Origin of the sequence: Kitasatospora sp. NPDC056446, from assembly GCF_042796115.1 — a bacterium.
Classification (GTDB): Bacteria; Actinomycetota; Actinomycetes; order Streptomycetales; family Streptomycetaceae; genus Kitasatospora.
This window is the reverse complement of record NZ_JBHTRF010000001.1, coordinates 257,371-279,197: the sequence shown is the minus strand read 5'-3', so window position 1 is coordinate 279,197 and position 21,827 is coordinate 257,371. Positions and strand designations below refer to the sequence as shown.

Annotated in this window: 21 protein-coding genes; 11 read left to right on the top strand and 10 right to left on the bottom strand. The window is 71.7% G+C overall.

All coding sequences use genetic code 11. The features are described from left to right. The first annotated feature begins 119 nt into the window (after positions 1–119). Positions 120–683 (top strand): hypothetical protein, encoded by a 564-nt coding sequence (locus ACFQ6N_RS01355; RefSeq protein WP_380646073.1) that lies wholly within the window; start codon positions 120–122, stop codon positions 681–683. On the opposite strand, the gene ACFQ6N_RS01350 is transcribed toward ACFQ6N_RS01355, so the two are convergent. Further along, a complete protein-coding gene (locus tag ACFQ6N_RS01350; RefSeq protein WP_380646071.1) occupies positions 680–1,141 on the bottom strand; it encodes an NUDIX hydrolase in 462 nt (153 codons plus the stop codon). The two genes, ACFQ6N_RS01355 and ACFQ6N_RS01350, sit on opposite strands and share 4 nt — an antisense overlap. A 141-nt stretch (positions 1,142–1,282) precedes the next feature. Between ACFQ6N_RS01350 and ACFQ6N_RS01345 the strand changes: the two genes are divergently transcribed. Further along, positions 1,283–1,414 (top strand): hypothetical protein, encoded by a 132-nt coding sequence (locus ACFQ6N_RS01345; RefSeq protein ID WP_380646070.1) that lies wholly within the window; start codon positions 1,283–1,285, stop codon positions 1,412–1,414. Between the two features lie 218 nt (positions 1,415–1,632). On the opposite strand, the gene ACFQ6N_RS01340 is transcribed toward ACFQ6N_RS01345, so the two are convergent. From ACFQ6N_RS01340 to ACFQ6N_RS01310, 7 genes are all read right to left on the bottom strand, one after another. Next, positions 1,633–2,118 carry an NUDIX domain-containing protein gene (locus ACFQ6N_RS01340; RefSeq protein ID WP_380646069.1) on the bottom strand — a complete coding sequence of 162 codons (486 nt, stop codon included), beginning with the start codon at positions 2,116–2,118 and terminating at the stop codon, positions 1,633–1,635. Positions 2,119–2,374: 256 nt separating this feature from the next. Beyond that, positions 2,375–2,926: a hypothetical protein gene (locus ACFQ6N_RS01335; RefSeq protein WP_380646068.1), complete on the bottom strand. Its 552-nt coding sequence runs from the start codon at positions 2,924–2,926 to the stop codon at positions 2,375–2,377. Beyond that, positions 2,923–3,141 carry a hypothetical protein gene (locus tag ACFQ6N_RS01330; protein ID WP_380646067.1) on the bottom strand — a complete coding sequence of 73 codons (219 nt, stop codon included), beginning with the start codon at positions 3,139–3,141 and terminating at the stop codon, positions 2,923–2,925. Before ACFQ6N_RS01330 ends, ACFQ6N_RS01335 begins: the two co-directional genes overlap by 4 nt. Positions 3,142–3,311: 170 nt before the next feature. Next, complete coding sequence (locus ACFQ6N_RS01325) at positions 3,312–3,803, bottom strand: ATP-binding protein (protein ID WP_380646066.1); 492 nt, start codon at positions 3,801–3,803, stop codon at positions 3,312–3,314. Beyond that, positions 3,800–4,375, bottom strand: coding sequence for a hypothetical protein (locus ACFQ6N_RS01320; protein ID WP_380646065.1), 576 nt, complete (start codon positions 4,373–4,375; stop codon positions 3,800–3,802). Before ACFQ6N_RS01320 ends, ACFQ6N_RS01325 begins: the two co-directional genes overlap by 4 nt. A gap of 122 nt (positions 4,376–4,497) precedes the next feature. Continuing rightward, positions 4,498–5,739 (bottom strand): helix-turn-helix domain-containing protein, encoded by a 1,242-nt coding sequence (locus tag ACFQ6N_RS01315; protein WP_380646064.1) that lies wholly within the window; start codon positions 5,737–5,739, stop codon positions 4,498–4,500. 468 nt (positions 5,740–6,207) lie between these two features. Further along, positions 6,208–7,212 carry a LacI family DNA-binding transcriptional regulator gene (locus ACFQ6N_RS01310; RefSeq protein WP_380646063.1) on the bottom strand — a complete coding sequence of 335 codons (1,005 nt, stop codon included), beginning with the start codon at positions 7,210–7,212 and terminating at the stop codon, positions 6,208–6,210. Between the two features lie 283 nt (positions 7,213–7,495). Between ACFQ6N_RS01310 and ACFQ6N_RS01305 the strand changes: the two genes are divergently transcribed. From ACFQ6N_RS01305 to ACFQ6N_RS01285, 5 genes are all read left to right on the top strand, one after another. Beyond that, positions 7,496–8,794: an ABC transporter substrate-binding protein gene (locus ACFQ6N_RS01305; protein WP_380646062.1), complete on the top strand. Its 1,299-nt coding sequence runs from the start codon at positions 7,496–7,498 to the stop codon at positions 8,792–8,794. Positions 8,795–8,796: 2 nt separating this feature from the next. Next, positions 8,797–9,762, top strand: coding sequence for a carbohydrate ABC transporter permease (locus ACFQ6N_RS01300; RefSeq protein ID WP_380646060.1), 966 nt, complete (start codon positions 8,797–8,799; stop codon positions 9,760–9,762). A 47-nt stretch (positions 9,763–9,809) separates the two neighbouring features. Then, a complete protein-coding gene (locus ACFQ6N_RS01295) occupies positions 9,810–10,655 on the top strand; it encodes a carbohydrate ABC transporter permease (protein ID WP_380646059.1) in 846 nt (281 codons plus the stop codon). Positions 10,656–10,666: 11 nt separating this feature from the next. Next, on the top strand, positions 10,667–12,553 hold the full coding sequence (locus ACFQ6N_RS01290) for a DUF5107 domain-containing protein (protein ID WP_380646058.1): 1,887 nt from the start codon (positions 10,667–10,669) through the stop codon (positions 12,551–12,553). A gap of 106 nt (positions 12,554–12,659) precedes the next feature. Beyond that, positions 12,660–15,128: an RICIN domain-containing protein gene (locus ACFQ6N_RS01285; protein WP_380646057.1), complete on the top strand. Its 2,469-nt coding sequence runs from the start codon at positions 12,660–12,662 to the stop codon at positions 15,126–15,128. Between the two features lie 64 nt (positions 15,129–15,192). Here the strand turns inward: ACFQ6N_RS01285 and nagA are convergent, their stop codons facing one another. Together nagA and ACFQ6N_RS01275 are read right to left on the bottom strand one after the other, a co-directional pair. After that, the gene (gene nagA, locus ACFQ6N_RS01280) at positions 15,193–16,368 is read right to left on the bottom strand and encodes an N-acetylglucosamine-6-phosphate deacetylase (protein ID WP_380646056.1); all 1,176 of its coding nucleotides are present in this window, start codon (positions 16,366–16,368) and stop codon (positions 15,193–15,195) included. Between the two features lie 373 nt (positions 16,369–16,741). Next, positions 16,742–17,527: a DeoR/GlpR family DNA-binding transcription regulator gene (locus tag ACFQ6N_RS01275; RefSeq protein WP_380646055.1), complete on the bottom strand. Its 786-nt coding sequence runs from the start codon at positions 17,525–17,527 to the stop codon at positions 16,742–16,744. 230 nt (positions 17,528–17,757) lie between these two features. On the opposite strand from ACFQ6N_RS01275, the gene ACFQ6N_RS01270 reads away from it, so the two are divergent. From ACFQ6N_RS01270 to ACFQ6N_RS01255, 4 genes are read left to right on the top strand one after another with little or no spacing between them, the layout of a single operon-like run. After that, the gene (locus ACFQ6N_RS01270) at positions 17,758–18,630 is read left to right on the top strand and encodes an SIS domain-containing protein (RefSeq protein WP_380646053.1); all 873 of its coding nucleotides are present in this window, start codon (positions 17,758–17,760) and stop codon (positions 18,628–18,630) included. Beyond that, on the top strand, positions 18,627–19,541 hold the full coding sequence (locus tag ACFQ6N_RS01265; RefSeq protein ID WP_380646052.1) for an ROK family protein: 915 nt from the start codon (positions 18,627–18,629) through the stop codon (positions 19,539–19,541). Before ACFQ6N_RS01270 ends, ACFQ6N_RS01265 begins: the two co-directional genes overlap by 4 nt. Next, on the top strand, positions 19,538–20,479 hold the full coding sequence (locus ACFQ6N_RS01260) for a 1-phosphofructokinase family hexose kinase (RefSeq protein ID WP_380646051.1): 942 nt from the start codon (positions 19,538–19,540) through the stop codon (positions 20,477–20,479). Before ACFQ6N_RS01265 ends, ACFQ6N_RS01260 begins: the two co-directional genes overlap by 4 nt. Next, on the top strand, positions 20,470–21,351 hold the full coding sequence (locus ACFQ6N_RS01255) for a ketose-bisphosphate aldolase (protein ID WP_380646050.1): 882 nt from the start codon (positions 20,470–20,472) through the stop codon (positions 21,349–21,351). The genes ACFQ6N_RS01260 and ACFQ6N_RS01255 overlap by 10 nt, the downstream gene beginning before the upstream one ends. The last annotated feature ends 476 nt before the right edge of the window (positions 21,352–21,827 follow it).

The window sequence follows — 21,827 nt, the reverse complement described above, 5'->3', positions numbered from 1 at the left end:
GCAGCCTAGCGAGCCGAGGACATCCCGTCGGTGTCCTCCCAACAAGCCGCATACCTGCCGGGCGAGCAGCCAAGAGTCCAAACGCGACGAACTGCCCCGCCCCGTTCTACTTCGGCACCGTGCAGGCCTCCGCCGAACTGGCGGAACGGATCCGGGTCCTACCTGGTCGGGCGTCATGTGCCACGGCGGCCTGGGCGCCCGCCTTGAAGGCCCGCTCGCTCGCCCGCCTCGGACGCGCCGACGATGCCCGGCAGGCCATGATGCTTGCCGAGCGGGCCTTCGCCCGGCTGGACGCGGAACACAAGGCAGACCTGGCGTACGGCTACACCGAGCGCCAGCTGCGCTGGCATGTCGGCAGTATGTACACCACGCTCGGGGACACCCGGCGCGCTCAACTCGCCCTTGACGAAGCTCTCGACCTGTACTCTCCGGCCGAACACCTCGACCGGGCTCTCATCGCTCTCGATCAGGCAGAGGGACTGCTGCGGGTCGGCGAGATCGGGTCTGCCGCGCAGGTCGGTCTGCACGCTGTCGGATCGTTGCCGGCCGAGCACCGAACGGGGATCGTGCTGGCCCGGGCGGCCTCGGTGGTGAACGCGGTACCAGCCCGGGCAGCCCGCACGCCGATGGTCGCAGACCTGCGTGAGCTGATCTCTTCGGAAGCGCCGGCGCTCACCCGCTAGCGGCGGGCGAGTACCTGGAGCAGGCCGGTAACCGCGACGCCGGCCACGATCTGACGGCGATCGATCATGCCCTGGATGCGATCCAGCGGGATCCACTCGATCCGGTCGGCCTCGTGGGTGTCGATGGGCGGGGCAACGTACCGCGCGCTCCGGGCGAGGAACACGTGGTGTTCGGCATCCGACATCCCCCCGATCGGTTGGTTGTAGGTGAGAGGCTCGACTGCGTCCACCTGCCAGCCGGTCTCCTCCAGCACCTCGCGGGCGGCTGCGGCCTCCAAGGACTCTCCGTCTTCGACGATGCCGGAGGGGATCTCCCAGGACCAGGTGTCCGTCGCGAACCGATGGCGCCACATCATCAGCACCTTCCGGTCGTTGAGCACCACGGTGGCCGCGACCGGGGCGAACTTCACCAGATGGTGCTCGTACCGGGGTCGGCCACGCGGCTCGACGTCGACCAAGTCCAGACTCACCCAAGGGCTGGTGTAGACGGGCCGGCTGCCGTGGACGGTCCACTCGCTACTCACAGACACCTCATGATCTCGGCGGGGCGGGGCGGGGCGGGTCGGCGCCATCCTGCCAGAGGTGCCTACGAAGACTGCATGGCTGACGTCGATCTCCCTGCTGACCTGCTGCCCCTGCACACCGCAGCGCTCCGTGCCGAGCGGGCGATGACCGAGGCCCGGCGGGCCGGTGGCGACGTCGAGGCCGCACTCGACGGCGAGCAGGCCTGAGTCCTGACACGACGAACCGCCCCGCCCTCCCAGAGGAGAGCGGGGGCGTGGTCTTCAGCGGGAGACGAGGGGGACGACCGCAGCCTTGATCTGGTCGGACTCCTCCCCGCGCCAGGGAGGGTCGGCCGGAGATGGACGGTGACGCGAAAGCGACCAGGGAAAGCCTTCGACCAGCATGGTGGGGTTAGCGCGCGCTGTCCCCACCACGTACCTGTCGGTCATGGCTTCGGCCAGCCGTGGTGCAGCAGGCCCCCGGGGTCGGTGAGGGCGCCGCGGATGCCGGCCGCCGGGTACGGGATCAGGGCGTCGGGCAGCTCGCGTTCGGCGAAGAAGCGCAGGTCGAGGCACTTCTCCGGTTCGCGGTTCTCCGGCTCGCCCTCCCACTCGGTAGCGGTGTAGAAGAGGCCGAGGCGGTGGATGGCCGGCTCCTGGTGGTGCAGGACGGTGTAAGCGAGCCGGAGGTGGTCCGGGTCGACCCGGATGCCGGTTTCCTCGCGCAGCTCGCGAGCGGCACCGACAGCCGGCTTCTCCCCCGGATCGAGCTTGCCGCTGGGGGCGTGCCATTGACCGTGGCCGTAGGGGCCTCCGCGCTGGGACAGCAGGATCTTGCCGTCCGGGGTCCGGAGGATCACGTGGACGTCCACCACGGGCGGCTTGGAAGCCTCGGCCGGGGCGACGGCGCTGTTGGTCTTTCCGGTAGTCATGCTCTCTCTAACTTCCGTACGGTGTTCTGGTGTTGATCGCGAACCGGTAGCCGAGCCGGTCGAGCATGGGGACGGCCCCAGCGTGGAGTAGGAGCTCACGGCGCCGTCCTCCAGGAGGCGGGCGGGCACCGATGGTGGTGGACGTGCCCAGTCCGCTGGACCCCTCGACGCCTCTGTTCGCAAATGAGGGCGAGATCCTGTCAGCCGTCCAGGAGCTGCTGCTGCCCTTCGCCAACTGCACGACGATGCCGCTCACTTATCGCCCCCCTTGGCAGGCAAGGCAGTACGGCGTGTTGTCCAGGGCGTCGGGCACGCCGTGGAGACGGTAGACGGCCGCAGGGGTACCGCGGGTGCGCATCCGGTACCGGATCGTCGCGAGGTGGGAACCGACCGTGGCGAGCGAGATGCCCCGGGTCCCGGCGATCCGCTGGTTGGTGTGCCCGAGGACCGCCAGTCGCAGCGTTGCCACGGCCGCCACCGGCAGCGGCATCGTCAGCTCGGCCCTGGGTAGGAGAAGCCGGGCCCGGCAGGCGGTGTCGACCAGTTGCACCCAGGTCTGCGCCGCCGCCTTGTCCCGCAGCGAGTTCAGGCGGACGCGCACCATGGCGGGCGTCACCGGCTGGGCGTTCTCGCGCCCGGGTCCGGCGTTGATGGCGTCGGCGATCTGGATGGCGTTGCGGTCGAGGACGAGGTGGCTCAGCGTCTGCGCCTCCTGGGGAGTGATGGTGGCGATGTAGTGCCCGCACCGGCGTACCCGGGGCTCGTGCACCACCGGCAGGCCCGGCCCGCCGGCCTGTGCCGTCCTCATCGCGGCCCCCGATTCCACGGGGCCGGGTGGACCAGGGCGAGCGCGGCGCGCGAGCGGTGCTGCAACCGCCGGTCGGTCGCCGGCTCGGCACCGTGGGGGTCGTCGGTGGTGGGTTCGCAGGCCTGGCTTGGGGCGGAGCAGGAGGCCGCGAGTAGCTGTCTGCGGGTATGGCCGATCCGCTTGAGCAGCATGCTGGTACGCGATCCGACACTCACGGCGCAGTCCTCGGTGATGGGGGTGGTGGGTGGGTGAACAAGGAGCCCGGTCCCATGCCGGGCAGCGCGGGACCGGTTCGGACGGCGTCGTCTCCGGCACGCCGCTCCCCCGGCTCGACTGGCCTCCGGTGGCGGCCGAGTGCCGGGCGGCAACGACCGTCACGGGAGGTCTACGAGACGCTGCTCAGGCCGGCATCCGGCCGGGCAGCGGACGCCCGGGAAACGTGCCCACGGCCGGGCAGGGCGGCGGGCAGGGCGATCTCGGCCCAGACTGTCTTGCCGCCCTCGGGGAGCGCTTTGACGCCGAACCGGGAGGCGACCCCGCTGACCAGTGCCAGGCCGCGACCGCAGGTCGCATCGTTGCTCGCCTGCCGGCACTCGGGCCTGCCGAGGCCCGGGTCGCTCACGGACACGTGCACCACACCCGATGCGTGCGCCAGCGAGGCGGTCAGTTTCACGTCCGGTCGATCCCCGCCGCAACCGTGCACGATGGCGTTGGCCACCAGCTCCGTCAGCACGAGCTTCACGTCGTCCAACACGTTGCCGTGCTGTTCCTCGTCCAGGCCGGGGCCGAGTCTCCGCAGTACCTCCATCGCCCAGGTACGCAGCCCGGCGGCCTGAGCCCGGTCGGCGGGGAAGTCCGTGGTGGCGTGGTGGCTCATCGCGCGACCTCACCGGGTGCGTCGGAGGCGCCCTGCGACAAGCAGTGGCCGACCTCGGTTCCGTGCAGCAGGGGAATCGGGGTGTTCGCCCGGGGCACCCACGGTGGCGTGTCCCAGCGTGTGCCGTGCGAGGGCGGAACAGCGATCCAGTCCCCGGATCCGGAGCGGAGCCCGACGTCGGCACGGTAAGCCGTCACGTGCCGGCCGGTAGCCGGGAGGACCAGGAGGATGACCGACTCGTCGGTGACGATGCACGGGACCTGTGCGACCTTGTCCAGAGCAACCATCGCGGCCATGCCGGCGGTGCGGGGGAACACCAGGGCGTCGAAACCGGTCGTCCAGGCGATGAGACCGGCGCCGGGCGATTCCTCCAGCTCCTCGACGACGAGCTTGGGGGTGAAGAAGACCGGGCTGTCGGAACGTGGGTGGGCACCCGGGACGGTGCAGTCCGCGGCTTCACAGGTACAGCCCTGTCGGGGCCGATGCCGGTATCCGACGGACAGCGGCCAGCGCAGGATGTTCGCATAGGCCGTCGCGGCATCGTCGGGCCGTCGGGTGTCGATCAGCTTCACTGCCAGTGTCTCCCACCGTGATCACGCATGTACTTCTGGTGACCTCTTGATGGTGGCCGCGCGGCGGAAGCGTGCCCCCTAGAAAATCTATGGGGCGTCAACTGTTCTATTCAGGAACGGATTTACTGCACGAGTTCCATGCTGCGGACGAGCCCCGAGAGGGCGGCTGCCTGCGACGGCACTCCGGTCCGCACGAGTTCGGCAACCAGGGCGCGGCTCATGGGGTCCGCGTACACGTAGTGCGGTGCCGACGCGGCAGCCTCCCTCAGCTTGACCACCGCAGCCGAACTCCGGCCCATCCGGTGCATCGCTCGTGCCTGGTCGATCGCGTAGTGCGTGCGCCGCTCCTTCGAGGGGACCTCGGCGATGTCCACCTGCGGCACATGCGTGAGTCCGCGGTCGGGCTGGTCCACCTCGACGCCGGCCTCCGCCGCGTGCACGGCCACGACACCGCGTCCGAACACGGTGTGGTTCGCCAGGTCGTACCAGTCCGGGCCGAGCCGCTCGGCGTCCTCCAGCGCGGCATCGATGCGGGACCAGGCATCGTCCTTCTGCCCCGCACGGGCATGGGCGATCGAGCAGCGGAGGAGGAGGGCCCCGCGCAGCGACACCGCCGCCTGCTCCGTCGCACCGCCGCTGGTGTAGGGCTCCAGGTCTCTCATCGCGGCTTCGGCCACCGCGATGGTCTCCCGGTTCGACGCCTGGTGCAGCAGCGCGCCGCACCGGTCCCAGGCGACGGCAGCCCGGGTGATGGGGTCGTCAAGGGCCGTCGCGGCACCGGCGGCCACTTCGGCGGCCGACCACGCCAGGTCCGGATAACCGAGCTGGTTCAGGCACATGCGTGCCGTCCGGGAGGCGTCGACCAACAGCCTCAGCGCCTCGTCTCGTTGGTGGCCGACGAGGGTGAGCACCGCCGTGTTCAGGTCTTCGATCAGTGGAGGGAGCAGGGTCGCCACCCGGGGCAGGTTCGCGGCCTGACGGGCCATGTTGGTCTGCCGAGACCGCTTGCTCAGCTCGGCCAACTCGACGGGAGCCCCCTGCGGGGCGAGCCCCGGGTGGCCGGAGAGAATCAGGCCGGCGCGGCGAATGCCGGTCCGAATCGCGGGGACGTGTGCGTGGGCGATGCTCCCCCCGGCGTGCTGGAGCCGGTACGGCTGGCCAAGCAGCCAGACCACGTCGACATCGCACCGATCGGCGATGGCAGTGATCACGCTGTACCGGTCCAAGGCCATCCGGCCGTGCTCCACGTTGGCCACCCAGGTGTCCGTACGCCCGAGGTGGTCCGCCAGCTCGACTTGGGTCAGCCCGGCCGCATTCCGGGCAATCCTCACGCGCGCGCCGATGTGCTCACTGTTCAGGGGCATGCTGATCTTCTCCGATCTGGCCTCGACAACCAGGACGGTACTCCGGACGGCGCCCCACCGAAGCGGTTAAGGCAAACGGGGGGAGCCATCCCTGCGGGCGCCTGAACCAGCTTTTCCCTGCGTCAACACGCCGTGAAGCAGAGGAGATCGCTCAGGCTTGACATGCCGTCCGCGCGCCCCCTGGTGCTTCCGCACGCCGTTTACCGTCCGGCGCCCTTCCACCGCCCCGCCCGGGGCGCCTGTTACGTGGGCGCAGCACCGAAGTTGTTGCTCTCGGTATAGCTGGCGCTACGGAAGGCGGTTCACAAGGATCAGGTAGGCCTCGCCGAAGCCGAACTCGCCCATGTGGAAGTCGAGGAACTGCCCTTCCTCCAGGTACGCGATGTGGACGCCGGTGTGCGACTGCTCGACGCCCGGGCCGGTGGACCGTCGCCGCCGTTCGTGAGTGGTGGTTCCGGCCGCGGCGGATCACCGGCCGCCGGCCGGGCCGGTGCTGTCCCGGACGACCAGTTCGGGGCGCAGCAGCTGGATCGAGTTGGCCGGGCCTCCCGACCGGGTGAGGGCGCGCAGCAGCAGTTCGATCGCCTCCCGGGCCATCTCCCGCTTGGGGATGGCCACGGTGGTGAGGGCCGGCCGGGCGACGCCCACCTCCGGGCTGTCGTCGTGTCCGACGATCGACAGGTCGTGCGGGACGGAGCGGCCCGCGGCCCGGGCGGCCTCCAGGGCGCCGAGGGCGAGGACGTCGTGGGTGGCGAAGAGCGCGGTGATGTCGGGCCCGGCCGCCAGCGCCGTCGTCGCCGCCGCGAAGCCGCCCGCGGGGGTGGGTTCGGCCGCGAGGTGGATGGCGGCGTCGGGGACGGTCAGGCCGTCGGCGGTGAAGGCGCGCCGGAAGCCGGCCACCCGCGGGGTGTGGTCGGGGCTGGCGAGCACGGCGACTCGTTCGTGCCCGAGTTCGCGCAGGTGGCGCCCGGCCAGGTAGCCGGCCCGCTCGTAGTCGATGGTGACCACCGGGAAGCGGTCGGGGGCGTCCGTCTCCCAGGCGCACAGGGCGACCGGGAAGGCGGCCTCCTTCAGCAGGGGCAGGTGGTCGATCAGGTCCCGGTCGCCCGCGATCAGCAGGGCGTCCACCGAGCGGCTGGTCAGTCCGGCCAGGTGCCGTTTGGCGCGCTCCCCGTCGAGCCGGGTGGTGCACAGCAGCAGGTGGTAGCCGTTCTCGTCGAGGACGTCCTCGACCTCCTCGACGATGTCGGCGTAGAAGGAGCCCGTCACGGTGGGGACGAACAGACCCACCGTCCTGGTGGCGCCGGTGGCCAGGGAGCGCGCGACCAGGTTGGGGGTGTAGCCCAGCTCCTCGATCGCGGAACGCACCCGGGCCGCGGTCGCCGGGCTCACGGCCCCCCGGCCCCGGATGACGTTGGAGACGGTCTGCTTCGTGACTCCGGCACGCGCGGCCACGTCCTGCATCGTCACCATGGATGGATCTCCCGATTTTACCGGTCAACATGCTTTCGGTGAAACGTATGGCACCGCTGAAGGGCCGTCAAGCTCGGTGCAACCCCTTGTCGTGACGGTGACTTGAGGTTTCGTCGTCGTGACTCCGCCGGCTTCTCCCGAGCTGGAGCGGGGTTTTTGCAAGGACTCTTGATTTACCGGTCAACTCACCCGTATCGTCCAGCCATCCAGCGCCGCCCGTGACTTCGGGCCCCGGCCGACGACACGTCCGCACGGCATCTCGCGCCTCCGAGAGGAACCATCCATGGGTAGAACGACCATGTCCGCACGCCGCGTCCTCGGCGCGGCCGCCGCCGTCGCGCTCGCGTTCGGGGCGAGCGCCTGCGGCAGCGGCTCGGGCGACGGCGCCAAGTCCGGCAACGGCTTCACCTACTGGTCGATGTGGCGCGCCGACGAGCCGCAGGCCAAGGTGCTGAAGGCCGCGATCGACGACTTCACCGCCGCCACCGGCGCCAAGGTGAACGTCACCTGGGCGGGCCGGGACATCGCCAAGAAGATCGGCCCGGCGATCGCCGCCAACCAGGCCCCGGACCTGTGGGACGAGTCCGACGACAAGGTCTACGGCACCACCGCGGCGGCCGGCCAGGCCCTGGACCTCTCGCCGGTGCTGCAGTTGCAGGTGCCGGAGGAGAACGTCCCGGTCTCCCAGGTCATCCCGGCCAAGTACTTCGACATGCTGCCGAAGGACCCCTCCGGCTCGAACCACTACGTGATCCCGTACGAGGTGGTCACCAACGCGATGTTCTACAACGCGGCCGACCCCGCCATCGCCGCGGCCATGCCGAGCCCGCCCACCGACTGGGCCGGACTGCTCAAGGTCTGCGACGCGCTGAAGGCGGCCGGAAAGGCGTGCGTCGCCTCCGAGGGCGAGGACCCCTGGAGCAACGAGCTGTACTTCGACTACCTGCTCAACGGCGCCGGAGTGAACGTCGCCCGGCTCTCCGCCGACAGGACCGGTGCCGCCTGGGACGACCCGGCGGTCCTCGGCGCGGCGCAGCAGGTGGAGCAGCTGGTCAAGGGCGGCCACCTGATCCAGGGCTACGACGCCACCAAGTTCCCGGCCCAGGAGACCAACTGGGTGGGCGGCAAGGCCGCCTTCTACATGGACGGCAACTACGTCACCGCCGAGGTCGCCAAGCAGGTCCCGGCCGGCTGGAAGATGGCCTCGATGCTGCCGCCCACCGCGAAGGCCCCGGACGCGGGCCTGGTCGGCTTCGCGATCCCCAAGCGTGCCAAGAACGCCGCCGCCGCGCAGAAGTTCATCGCCTTCTTCCTGCAGAAGAAGCAGCTGTCCGGGATCTCGACCACCGCGCTCAACCTCACCCCGCGCACCGACATCCCGGCCCCGGCCGAACTGGCCGACGTCCAGAAGGCCCTCGAGGCCCCGACCGTCCGGCTCGGTTTCGACGGCGCGGGCGGCAGCTGGCTGCCCAAGGTGCTGAACGACAACTACCTGGACTTCTGGCACGGCAAGACCACGGCGGCCCAGTTCGTCGCCACGTGCAAGGCCGACCAGGCCTCCTACTGGCAGACCCAGGGCTGACGGTGGCGACGACGATCGACAACCCGCCCCGGACGGGCACCGCCCGAGGCCGGTCCGAGCGCGCCGCCCGTGCCGGCGTCGGCCCGCTGGAGCGCCGGCGCCGCCGGATGTTCTGGCCGTTCACCGCGCCCGCGCTGATCGTGTACGCGGTGCTGTTCGTCGCCCCGGTCGGCTACGCCCTGTGGACCAGCCTGTACAAGTGGGACGGCATGGGCGCGATGGACTGGCGCGGCCCACAGAACTACCTCCTGCTGTTCCGCGACCCGAGGTTCCGCACCTCCCTGTCCAACACGCTGGAACTGATGGTCATCGGCGGCACCATCACCTTCGTGCTCAGCTTCGCGCTGACCCTGGTGCTGCGCGAGATGCGGGCCAGGCTCTTCGCCCGCTCGGTGCTGTTCTTCCCCTCGCTGGTCAACGGCATGGTCTTCGGCATCGCCGCCGGCTTCCTGTTCTCGCCCACCGGCCCGGTCAACCAGGCGCTGAAGCTCTTCGGGGTGACCACCCCGCCCAAATGGCTGTCGACGGACAACCTGCTCCCGATGGTCCTGGGCACCCTGGTCTGGACGGCGACCGGCTACTACACCTCGATCATCATGGCGGCGGTCGACCAGATCCCCGACTACCTCTACGAGGCGGCCGAACTCGACGGCGCCGGCCCCTTCCAGCGCTTCCGGCACATCACCCTGCCCTGCGCCTGGGACGTCATCGCGGTCTGCGCGGTGCTGTGGACCGTCAGCTCGGTGAAGATCTTCGAACTGATCCTGCTCTACGGCGGCAGCACCAACGCCTATCCACCGGTGAGCAGTTGGAACACCGCCGTGTACGTGTACGCCGAGGCCTTCCCGCAGGGCACCGTCCCCCGGCTGGGCATGGCCACCGCCGCCGCGATGGTCAGCCTGGTCATGGTCACCCTGATCACCGTCGTGCTGCGGCGCCTGCTTCGCCGCGACCCGATCGAGTACTGACCCGTCGCGTCCCGGTCCCCCACACCGCAACCGGAAAGGTCCCTCCCGTGCGACGCAGTAACCGACCCACCGGACTCGCGAGCAGGATCGGCACGGCCGCCGTCTGGACCGTCGTCGCCGCCGACCTGCTGCTGGTCCTGTGGATCCTGCTGACCTCACTGCGCAGCGGTCCCGACATCCTGCAGCACGGCTTCGGCCTGCCGACCAGCCCGAGGACCGAGAACTACACCACCGCGCTCGACCAGGGCGGCTTCGCGCGGGCGGCCCTCAACAGCGTGCTCACCGCCGGCCTCTCCTCCGTGGTCGCCGTCGCGCTCGCCGCCCCCTGCGCGTACGCTCTCGCCCGGCGACGCTCGCGGACCTCCTCGGTGCTGACGACGGCCTTCGCCATGGGCCTCGGCGTGCCCGGCCAGGTCCTGGTGGTGCCGCTGTTCGTCGGCCTGTCCCGGGTGAACCTGACCGACAGCGACCTCGGCCTCGGGCTCGTCTACGTCGGCCTGGCCATGCCCTTCACGGTGTTCCTGCTGACCGGCTTCTTCAGCGGCATCCCCGGCGTGCTGGAGGAGGCCGCCGTCCTGGACGGAGCAGGACCGCTGCGCACCTTCCTCCAGGTGGTGCTCCCGGTCGCGCGGGGCGGGCTGGTCACCGCCTTCCTCCTGCAGTTCATCACCGCCTGGAACGAGACCCTGTTCGCCCTCGTCCTGACGAACAGCCAGGACCGGATCACCCTCCCGGTGGCGCTGTCCTCGTTCGTCGCGGCACAGCAGTTCAACGGCTTGGACTTCGGCACGATGTTCGCCGGAGTCTGCATCATCCTCGCCCCGATGATCGCGCTCTTCTCCTGGATGGGCTCGCGGATCATCCAGGGCATGACGGTTGGAATCGGAAAGTGACATCTTCCCGCGTGACCTCGCCCCTGCGAACCGGCGTCCTCCGCATCGACGGCACCCCCGACCCGGTCGGCGGCACCCTGCCGATCCTGCACGGCCTGCCCCGGCAGACCGGCGCGGGAGCAGGGGTCGACGACGAGATGCGCCGCAATCTGGCGTACGGGGTGCCCGACACCCTGCTGCCGTACACCCGGCAGGGCGGGTACGACCGCGTCCGTGCCGAGCGCGAACTCCCGTGCGTGGTCCTGGAGAACGAGCACCTCACCGCGACCTTCCTGCCCTCCCTCGGAGGGCGGCTCTGGTCCCTGGTCCACCGCCCCGGCGGACGGGAACTGCTGCACCGCAACCGGATCCTCCAGCCCGCCAACCTCGCTCTGCGCGACGCCTGGCTGGCCGGCGGGGTGGAGTGGAACCTCGGTGCCACCGGCCACTGGCCGCTGACCTGCGAGCCGCTGCACGCCGCCCGGGTCACCGCACCGGACGGCACCCCCGTGCTTCGGATGTACGCCTTCGAGCGGCTGCGGCGCCTGGTCCTGCGGATGGACACCTGGCTGCCCGCCGACTCCCCGGTGCTGTACGTCCACATCGCCGTGCACAACCCCGCGCCGACCGAGACACCGGTCTACTGGTGGTCCAACATCGCCGTGCCCGAGGACCGCGACGTGCGCGTCCTCGGCCCGGCCGACCACGCCTTCCACTGCGACTACGTCAGCGACCTGCGGCGGGTGCCCTTCCCGCAGGCCGACGGCGCCGACCGCAGCTACCCCGGCCGGGTGCAGCGCGCGGCGGACTACTTCCTCGACCTCCCCGGCGGTGAACGTCCCTGGATCGCCGCGCTGGACGGCACCGGCGCCGGGCTCGTCCAGACCTCCACCGCGCGGCTGCGCGGCCGCAAGCTGTTCTGCTGGGGCACCGGCACCGGCGGAAGGCACTGGCAGGAGTGGCTCTCCGGCCCGGACTCCGCCTACCTGGAGATCCAGGCGGGCCTGGCCCGCACCCAGCTGGAGCACCTGCCGATGCCCGCCGGCGCCACCTGGTCCTGGACCGAGGCGTACGGGCTTCTGCAGGCCGATCCCAAGGCCGTGCACGGGAGTTGGGAAGCCGCCCGGAAGGCCGCCGGCGAGGCACTGGACCGGCTGCTCCCGCCCCTGGAGCTGGAGCTGGCCGACGCGCAGGCCGGTGGGTTCGGCGTGCCCGAGGAGGTGCTGGCCGAGGGCGGCGGCTGGGCCGCGCTGGAGATCGAGGCCGGCGCCCTGCCCGCCTCGCCGTCCCTGCCGTTCGGCGAGCCGGCGGCCGCCCAGGAACCCTGGCGGCAGCTCCTCAGGACCGGCACGCTCCCGGTCTGCGACCCGCCGGCCGAACCGGTCACCGGGGCGCACTGGCGGCTGCTGCTGGAGGGGAACGCCACGGACTGGCACGCGCTGTACCAGCTGGGGCTGCTGCGGCTGGCGGCGGGAGAGCGGGATTCCGCCCGCGAGGCGTTCGAACGCTCTGTCGCCGCGCAGGCCTCACCCTGGGCGCTGCGCTCGCTCGCCTTCCTCACCCCGGAGCCGCAGGAGGCCGCCGACCTGATGCTCGCAGCCCACCGACTCCGCCAGGAGCTGGGGGAGTTGACGATCGAGACGCTGGAGTCCCTGCGGCGCGCCGAGCGCTCCGCCGAGGCGCTGGCGCTGATCGAGAGCCTCGCCCCGGCCGATCGCGCGCACGGAAGGATCAGGCTGGCCGAGGCGGAAGCGGCGCACGCCGCCGGCGACGACGACCGGGTCCGGCGCCTGCTGGCCGAGGGCATCCAGGTCGACACCATGCGCGAGGGCGAGCTTTCCCTGGACACCCTCTGGCTCGCCGTTCACCCCGGCACGCCCGTCCCGCCGCAGTACGACTTCCGGATGACCGACGGCTGACCGACGGATGACCGACGGCTGACCGCCCGCCCCCGGACCACTCTCCCGTTCCGCACCCCCATAGCCCGGGGCGCACCGGTGCGCCCCGCACGGAAGAGGAGTACCTGTGTCACCCCTGCTCACCAGATGGATCGGCGCTCTCACCGCCACCGCGCTGGCCGGCCTCGGCGCCGGCACCGTGGCCGCCACCCCCGCGGCGGCCAAGCACGCCGACGCCACGTACACCGTCTCGATCGGTAGGACCGGCTCGTACGCGTACCCCGACGACACCCCGGTCGGCGTCTACACCGACAAGGACGGCACCTTCTACTTCCAGCAGTCGCACTCGCTGTACGGCGCGAACGACTCCAGGCAGTGGAACTTCTACACCGGCACCGACTTCGACCACGCCACCGTGTCGAACCCGATCAGCAGCTCCGTCGACCCCGCCAACCCGGTCGACCGCAACGACGACACCACCTGGCGGTGCGACAACAGCCCCACCGGCCGGGAGTCCACCGACGCGCCGCAGGGCTCCCGCTACTCCCAGCGGAACTTCTGCGACCTGTCCGGGGTGTGGGTCGACCCGGACACCGGGGACTGGTACGGGTTGGTGCACAACGAGTTCACCCCACAGCCCTTCGGCGACGGCCTGCACTACGACGCGATCGACTACGCGGTCTCCACCGACCAGGGGAAGACCTGGTCCGTCAAGGACCACGCCATCACCTCCCCGTACAGCACCACCCGAGGTGACACGGCGGCCTTCCCACAGCAGACCTTCTACTACGGCGACGGCGATCAGCGGCTGTTCGCCGACACCGCCTCGGGCTACTTCTACGTCTTCTACGGCTCCCGGATCGTCGACAAGGGCGGCAGTTGGGGCGCCTTCCAGGAACACGTCGCGCGGGCCCCGATCTCCGCCAAGATGGCGCCCGGCAGCTGGCAGAAGTGGTACGACGGCTCCTGGTCGCAGCCGGGGGCGGGCGGCCTGGAGAGCTCCATGGTGCCCGCCGACTCCGCCGACCCGACCGGGTACCTGCCGCCGGTCAAGGAGTACAACCCCGTCAACCCCGGCAGCGTCAAGCAGCAGGTCGCGGCGGGCACGCTCGCCCCGAGCACACCGCTGTTCGTCATGAACGTCAGCTACGACGCCTATCTGGGCCTCTACATCGGCTCCCCCCAGGCCGTCGACCAGAGCGGCAACGCCCCCCAGCAGATCTACGCCACCAAGGACCTGGCCACCCAGAAGTGGACCCTGCTCGGCGACACCGGCGGCTACCACACCGCCTCCTGGTACCGCTGGTTCCTGGACAGCGCCAACCGGACCGACTCGACGGTCGTCGGGAAGACCTTCCGGATGTACTGCTCCTTCGCCTGCTCCGCCTCGGACGGTGAGTACGCCGAGATGACTGTCGACTCGTCGACACCGGCCGGCCCTCCGGTGGACCTGACGAAGACCTACCGGATCCAGAACGGCACCGGCCGAGTCCTCGCCCAGGCCGATGGCGGCTCCGCCGCCACCTCCACGGCGAGGCCCACCGGCTCCGCCCGTGAGTCCTGGAGCTTCCTGGCCAACGGCGACGGCTCCTACCGGATCGCCAATGCCGCCACCGGGCAGCTGCTGGGCGTCGACTCCGCCTCGACGGCCGGCCGGGCCTGGGGCGCGGGGCTGACCGCCACCAACGCCGCCGGCGGGAGCGCCACCGTCGGCCGGCAGTGGTTCATCCTTCCCGGTAAGGCCGGGAAGGGCCGGTTCCAACTGGTGAACCGTTACAGCGGCCTGGTGATCGGCATGTCCGGTACGTCCGGCAGGCTCGCCGAGACCGCGCCCGCCCGTTCCTGGAGCGACACCACCGGCAGCACGGTCGGCGGCGGGCGGACGGCGGACGAACAGAGCCTCACCTTCGCCCCGACCGGCACAGCCCCGGAGACGGTCGTGCTCACGGCCCCCGGCGACCAGTCCGGCACCGTCGGCAAGGCCGTCTCGGTGCGGCTGACCGCGACCGACAATGCCGGCAAGCCCCTCACCTTCTCGGCGGTCGGCCTGCCCGCCGGGCTCTCCATCAGCCCCTCGGGCCTGATCTCCGGCACCCCGACCGGTGCCGGGGTCTCCAGTGCCACCGTCAGCGCCTCCTCCGGCACGGCAAGCGCCTCGGCCACCTTCACCTGGACCGTCACCCCGGCGTTCAGCGGGAACCACACGCTGACCACGGGCGGCAAGGCCCTCGACGACGCCGACAACAGCACCACCGCCGGCAACCGTCTGATCACCTGGACCGCCTCCGGCGCCACCAACCAGCTCTGGCAGTTCCGCCGGCAGCCCGACGGCTCGTACGAGCTGGTCAACGCCCTGTCCTCGATGTGCGCCGACGTCAGCGGCGGCTCCACCGCCGCCGGCGCCCGGGTGATCCAGTGGCCGTGCGGCGGAGGGGCCAACCAGCACTGGAACGTCCGGTCGGCCGCCGACGGCTCGTACACCGTCACCTCGGCCGACAGCGGACTGCTGCTCACCACCGCCTCGACCGCCGACGGCGCCACGGTGACCCAGCAGCCGGACGCCGGCTCGCCGCTCCAGCGGTGGTCGATCGCCTGACCGCCTGAACCCGGACACAGCGCGGCCGCCCGCCCTTCGGGGAGGGCGGCCGTCGCCGTCGCGCTCAGGCGGACTTGACGGTGGCGAACTTCTCGCCGCCGACGGCCCACCGGCCGTGGCGCATCACGGCGACCAGGTCGTAGCTCCCGGAGTCGACCACGACCAGGTCGGCGAGCTTGCCGGCCTCCAGCGAGCCGATCGAGTCGGCCAGGCCGAGCAGCCGGGCCGGGGTCGCCGACAGCGACTCGACGGCTTGGGCGAGTGTCAGCTTTCCGATGGTGAGCGCTCTTCGGAACACCCGGTCGAGAGTGAGGGTGGAGCCGGCGATGGAACTGCCGTCGGGAAGCATGGCGACGCCGTCCTCGACCTCGACCTGGAGGGGGCCGAGGGGGTAGAGGCCGTCGCCCATGCCGGCGGCGCCCATGGCGTCGGTGATCAGGGCGACCCGGGCGGCGCCGGCGGTGCCGTAGGCGAGGTCGAGGACGGAGGGGTGCAGGTGGACGCCGTCGTTGATGAGTTCGACGGTGACGCGGTCGTCCTCGAGGAGGGCGACGATGGGGCCCGGGGCGCGGTGGGCGATGCCGGGCATGGCGTTGAAGAGGTGGGTGGCGACGGTGGCGCCGGCGTCGATGGCTTCGAGGGTGGTCGCGTAGTCGGAGTCGGTGTGGCCGACGGCGGCGATCACGCCGAGGTCGGCGAGCATCCGGACGGAGTCCAGGCCGCCGGGGAGCTCGGGGGCGAGGGTGACCATCCTGGCGTGGCCGCGGGCGGCGTCGACGAGCTTGCGCACCAGGGCGGGGTCGGGGTCGCGCAGGAGGTCGGGGCGGTGGGCGCCGCACCGGTTGTGGGAGATGAACGGGCCCTCGAAGTGGATGCCGGCCAGGACGCCGTCCTCGACGAGTTCGGAGAGGACGTGGGCCTGGCGGGCGACCTCGTCGATCTCGCCGGTGACGGTGGAGGCGACGGTGGTGGTGGTGCCGTGCTCGAGGTGGGTGCGGGCGGCGAGCAGGGCCTCCTCGGCGATGCCGGAGGTGTAGGAGGCGCCGCCGCCGCCGTGGACGTGCAGGTCGACGAAGCCGGGGACGACGGTGTACCCGGTCAGGTCGAGGTCGCCGGGCTCGGTGTCGCCGCCGAGGCCGGCGATGCGCTCGCCGTCGACGGTGAGGCGGTCGCCCTCGACGACGCCGCCGGGCAGGACGAGCCTGGCACCGGCCAGGGCAGTACGGTCCGTGGCGAGCATGGCCTCTTCCGTTCGGGGCGCGAGCAGGTCTTGGGAGCGGAACACCGGGTGTCCGGCTTCGAGCCGGCCGTCCGGCCCCGGCCCGCGGAGCCGACTCTGCGGCCGCACCGATGGAGGGATGGTGCGACCTGCACGAATGTGATCCATATGCTCGATATTTGCCCAATATCAAGCATCAGTGTGAACAGAGTCTGCCCCGTTGGCACCCCGGGCCACAAGGCTGTTGCCGTCGACGACTGCCGGATGTGCCGCGGCAACGCCGGTCATCCGCACGGCGCACCGAAGCTGAAGCCGAAGCCGAAGCCGGCAACACGACCGCCCCCGGCACACCCGTCGGCCCGCGCCCCCTGCGGCGCGGCACCGAACGCGGGCGCTACACGCAGTGGACGTCCACCCCGTGGGCGGCGAACCGCTCCAGCAGTTCCTTCGGAGCGTCGGCGTCGGTGACGAGCGTGTCGATCGCGCTCGTGTCGCAGACCTGCGCGAACGCGCGCTTGCCGAGCTTGGTGGAGTCGGCCACCACGACCACCCGCTCCGCCCGCTCGGCCATCGCCCGGTTGGCGCCGGCCTCGCCCTCGTCGTGGGTGGCCGCGCCGAACCGCGGGTCGACGGCGTTGACTCCGAGGATCGCGTAGTCCAGCGAGATCGCCTGCAGCATCATGGTCGCCAACGGGCCGGTCAGCTCGTAGGACTGAGGTCGGGCCACGCCGCCGGTGACCACGGTCTTCACGTACGGGCGCACCGCCAGCTCGTTGGCGATGTTGATCGCGTTGGTGACCACGGTCAGCGCCGTCCGAGTGCCGTGCCCGGCCAGATCGGTGCGGGTGGCGAGCTCACGGGCCACCTCCGAGGTGGTGGTGCCGCCGTTGAGCCCGACCACCGCGCCGGGCGGGACGAGCGCGGCGGCGGCCTTCGCGATGCGCTGCTTCTCGCCGGTCTGACGCGCGGCCTTGTAACGGAGGGGCAGGTCGTACGCGACTTCACTCAGTACCGCGCCGCCGCGCGTCCGGGTCAGCAACTGCTGCTGGGCGAGTTCGTCCATGTCCCGGCGCACGGTGGCCGCGGAGACGCCCAGCAGCCCGGCCGCCGTCGTGACGTCGATCCGGCCCCGGTCGCCAAGGATCTCAAGCAGCCGCGACCAGCGCTCATCCGGGCCCATCGTCACTCCTCGAATCGGCCGTCCCTGGTCACCAGCCTATCCGCCGGTCATCACCGACCCGGTACCGCGATCCTCTCGATGAACCATCATTGCTCAAAGATGACGCATTAGGCTATGAATAGAGCATCTTCACGCAGACACTTGCAGTGTGAAGCAGTTGCAGCGTGAAGCAGTGCTCGGTGCGGACCGATCCCCGAGCACCACCCGTGCCCCCAGCGAGGAGAACCCTGATGAGTCACGTCGAGCGGGAGATCGCCGGCCAGGCGGAGTGCTGGCGCAAGGCGCTGGAACTGGAGCCCGCCGGGCTGCCGGAGCGCGGCGAGCGGGTGGCCGTGATCGGCTGCGGCACCTCGCTCTACATCGCGCAGGCGTACGCGGGCCTGCGCGAGGGTGCCGGCCTCGGCGAGACCGACGCCTTCGCGGCCTCCGAGTTCCCGGCCGCCCGCGGTTACGACCGCGTCGTCGCCATCACCCGCTCGGGCACCACGACCGAGGTGCTGGCCGCGCTGGAGCGCTGCGGCGCGCTGCCGACCGTCGCGCTCACCGGCGACCTCGCCACCCCGATCAGCACGGCCGCGAACACGGTGATCGACCTGGAGTTCGCCGACGAGAAGTCGGTGGTGCAGACCCGCTTCGCCACCACCGCGCTGGCGCTGCTGCGCGGCCACCTCGGCCTCGCCCCCGCCGACCTGGCCGCGCACGCCGAGCGGGCGCTGGCCTACCCGCTGCCCGAACGGGCCGTCGAGGCGAGCCAGTTCACCTTCCTCGGGACCGGCTGGACGGTCGGTCTGGCCAACGAGGCGGCGCTCAAACTGCGCGAGGCGTCCGGGTCGTGGACCGAGTCCTACCCGGCCATGGAGTACCGGCACGGCCCGATCAGCGTCACCGGCCCGAACAGCGTCGTGTGGTTCTTCGGCGAGCCACCGGCCGGACTGGTGGACCAGGTCCGGCCGACCGGCGCCGTGGTGTCGGTGAGCGCGCTGGACCCGATGGCCGACCTCATCCGCGCCCAGCGGCTCGCCGTCGAACTGGCCAAGGGCCGCGGCCTGGACCCTGACCAGCCGCAGGGCCTCACCCGCTCCATCGTGCTGACCCGGCCGTGAGCGCCACGGCGATCGCCCTCGACGTCGGCGGCACCTACATCAAGGGCGCCGCGGTGGCCGAGGACGGCGGCCTGTGCCACACCGAGCGCTGGTTCACCCGGACCGAGCGCGGACCCGAGGCCGTACTGGAGACCGTCCTCGACTGCGCCGCCGAACTCGCCGAGCGCTTCCGCCCGGCCGCCGCGGGGATCGCCGTGCCCGGCATCGTCGACGAACCGGCCGGCACCGCGGTGCTGGCCGCCAACCTCGGCTGGCGCGATCTGCCCGTTCGGCACCGGCTCTCCGAACACCTGGGCATCCCGGTCGCGTTCGGGCACGACGTACGGGCCGGCGGCATCGCCGAGGCCAGGGCCGGAGCCGGCCGCGGCAGCCACCACTTCCTCTTCGTCCCGGTCGGCACCGGCATCGCCGCCGCCGTGATGGTCGACGGGCGCCCGCTCACCGGCAGCCACACCCGCGCCGGAGAACTCGGCCACCTGACGGTCCGCCCCGACGGCGAACCCTGCGCGTGCGGTGCCCACGGCTGCGTGGAGAGCCTCGCCTCGGCCGCCGCCATCGCCCGCCGCTACACCACCGCCACCGGCGAGCCGGACGTCACCGCCAAGCAGGTCGGCGAGCGCGCCGCGACCGGGGACCGGGCGGCCGCCACCGTCTGGCAGGAGGCCGTCGACGCGCTCGCCGACGGCCTGGCGAGCGCGATCACCCTGCTCGACCCCGAGCGGATCGTGATCGGCGGCGGCCTCTCCCGGGCGGGCGAGCCGTACTTCGCGCCACTGCGGACGGCCTTGGCGGCGCGGCTCACCTTCCAGGCGATGCCGGAGCTGCTGCCCGCCGAACTCGGCCACGAGGCAGGCTGTTTCGGTGCCGGGCTGCTTGCGCAGGACCTTCTTGGAGCGGGAGTGGCGGCGTGATCCTGACCGTCACGCTCAACGCGGCCCTGGACATCACCCACCATCTGGACCGGCTGCGCCCGCGCGGTGGCAACCGCGTCCGGACGGTGACCGAACGCGCGGGTGGCAAGGGCGTCAACGTAGCCCGGGTCCTGCACACCCTCGGCCACCCGACCGTGGTCACCGGCCTGGCCGGTGGCCTCACCGGCCGGGCGATCCGCGCCGACCTGGCCGCCGCCGGCCTGGCCGACCGCATGCTGACGATCGCGGGCGAGTCCCGGCGGACGGTGGCCGCGGTAGAGGAGAGCGTCGGGGACACCACGATCCTGCTCGAACCCGGTCCGGTGGTCGGCGCCGAGGAATGGGCGTGGTTCATCGACCACCTGGACACACTTCTGCCGGACGCCGAGGCGGTGGTCCTCTCCGGCAGCCTCCCGCGCGGCGTCCCCGACGACGCCTACGCCCACCTGCTCCGGCTCGCGCACGCGCGCGGCGTCCCGGCGGTGCTCGACGCCGACGGGGCGGCGCTGCGTACGGCACTGCCGGCCCGGCCGGCCCTGGTCAAGCCCAACGCGGACGAACTCGCCGCCGCCACCGGCCTGACCGACCCGGAGGCGGCCGCCCGCGCGCTGCACGCCGCCGGAGCCGGGGCAGTGGTTGCCTCGCTCGGCGCCGACGGCCTCATCGCCGTCACCGCGCAGGGCGGTTGGCAGGCCCGCCCGCCCGAGCGGCTGGCCGGCAACCCCACCGGCGCCGGCGATGCCGCAGTCGCCGCGCTCACCCTCGGTCTGGTCACCGGCGAGCCCTGGCCCGACCGGCTGGCCGAGGCCGTGGCACTGTCCGCGGCCGCCGTCGCCGCACCGCTCGCCGGTGACTTCGACCGCGCCGTCCACCAGGCCGTACGGAGCCGGGTGGCCGTCCGACCCTTCGCAACCGAGGAGCTCAAGCCATGCCCCTGACCGGAACCGGCCTGATCGCCACCGCCGCCGCGACCGCCGCGCGCGGGGTCGGTGCGTTCAACGTCATCCAGCTCGAACACGCCCAGGCGATCGTCGCCGGTGCCGAGGCCGTCGGCGCCCCGGTCATCCTGCAGATCAGCGAGAACGCCGTCCGCTACCACGACGGCCTCGCTCCGATCGGCGCCGCCACCCTCACCGTCGCCCGCGCCGCCAAGGTGCCGGTCGCGGTCCATCTGGACCATGCCACATCCGTCGAACTCGTCTACGAAGCCGTCAAGTTGGGACTCACCTCGGTGATGTTCGACGCCTCCGTGCTCGCCTACGAGGAGAACGTGCGCACCACCGCCGAGGTGGTCGAGCACTGCCACGCCGCGGGCGTCTGGGTGGAGGCCGAACTCGGCGAGGTCGGCGGCAAGGACGGCGTCCACGCACCCGGCGTGCGCACCGACCCCGCCGAAGCCGCGGCGTTCGTCGCCGCCACCGGCGTGGACGCGCTCGCCGTGGCCGTCGGCACCTCGCACGCCATGCTCACCCGCGACGCGGCACTCGACTTCGAGCTCATCGGCCGGCTGCGTGAGGCGGTCCCGGTGCCGCTGGTGCTGCACGGCTCCTCCGGCGTCGCGGACGAGGACCTCACCGCAGCGGTGGATGCCGGCATGACCAAGGTCAACATCGCCACTCACCTCAACCAGGTGTTCACCACCACCGTCCGCCGGACCCTGGCCGACGACACAGGGCTGGTCGACACCCGCCGCTACCTCGGTCCGGCCCGCACGGCCGTCGCCGTCGAGGTCGCCCGTCTGCTCGGTGTACTCAAGGCGGCACTCCCCACCGGCGGTCCGAACCACGACCGCTGCTCGCAGCCGGCCTGAACCCGCCGCCGGCGAGACGAAGGTGTCGCTGTCGGAGGGAATCGTCAGACCGCGGGCGATGCGGGACGACTTTGACTTGTGCCACCCACACAGCACGGCCAGTTCAAGCCCTGAGAGCCCGGCGTCCCGCCGGATCCGGTCGAGTCGATCAGCGAGCGCTTTCCGTGCGGCTTGGGCACTGGAGAGCGGAGAGGAGGACATGAAACGGCCGGCCGTGGTGACTACTCGGCGATGCTGTAAGCCTCGTGAGGAACTCGCCCCGAATCGGGGGCGCCATCCCTGCGCGGCGCCTGAACTCCCCTCCCCTACGTCAACACGCCTTGAAACAGGGAGGATCGCTGCTTGACGTACCGTCCGTGCGCGCCCCCCTGGCGCTTCCGCACGCCGTCTACCGTCCGGCGCGCTGCTGCACCAGGATGGCGAGTCGGCCGTACCCGTCGAATGCAGGAGGGCCGCATGGGGGACCACTCGAAGCC

Excerpts from the sequence above, each read along its gene's own strand:
- ACFQ6N_RS01345 (WP_380646070.1), top strand. The coding sequence starts at position 1,283 with ATGGCTGACGTCGATCTCCCTGCTGACCTGCTGCCCCTGCACACCGCA.
- ACFQ6N_RS01340 (WP_380646069.1), bottom strand. The coding sequence starts at position 2,118 with ATGACTACCGGAAAGACCAACAGCGCCGTCGCCCCGGCCGAGGCTTCC.
- ACFQ6N_RS01335 (WP_380646068.1), bottom strand. The coding sequence starts at position 2,926 with ATGAGGACGGCACAGGCCGGCGGGCCGGGCCTGCCGGTGGTGCACGAG.
- ACFQ6N_RS01325 (WP_380646066.1), bottom strand. The coding sequence starts at position 3,803 with ATGAGCCACCACGCCACCACGGACTTCCCCGCCGACCGGGCTCAGGCC.
- ACFQ6N_RS01315 (WP_380646064.1), bottom strand. The coding sequence starts at position 5,739 with ATGCCCCTGAACAGTGAGCACATCGGCGCGCGCGTGAGGATTGCCCGG.
- ACFQ6N_RS01310 (WP_380646063.1), bottom strand. The coding sequence starts at position 7,212 with ATGGTGACGATGCAGGACGTGGCCGCGCGTGCCGGAGTCACGAAGCAG.
- ACFQ6N_RS01305 (WP_380646062.1), top strand. The coding sequence starts at position 7,496 with ATGGGTAGAACGACCATGTCCGCACGCCGCGTCCTCGGCGCGGCCGCC.
- nagA (WP_380646056.1), bottom strand. The coding sequence starts at position 16,368 with ATGCTCGCCACGGACCGTACTGCCCTGGCCGGTGCCAGGCTCGTCCTG.
- ACFQ6N_RS01275 (WP_380646055.1), bottom strand. The coding sequence starts at position 17,527 with ATGGGCCCGGATGAGCGCTGGTCGCGGCTGCTTGAGATCCTTGGCGAC.
- ACFQ6N_RS01270 (WP_380646053.1), top strand. The coding sequence starts at position 17,758 with ATGAGTCACGTCGAGCGGGAGATCGCCGGCCAGGCGGAGTGCTGGCGC.
- ACFQ6N_RS01255 (WP_380646050.1), top strand. The coding sequence starts at position 20,470 with ATGCCCCTGACCGGAACCGGCCTGATCGCCACCGCCGCCGCGACCGCC.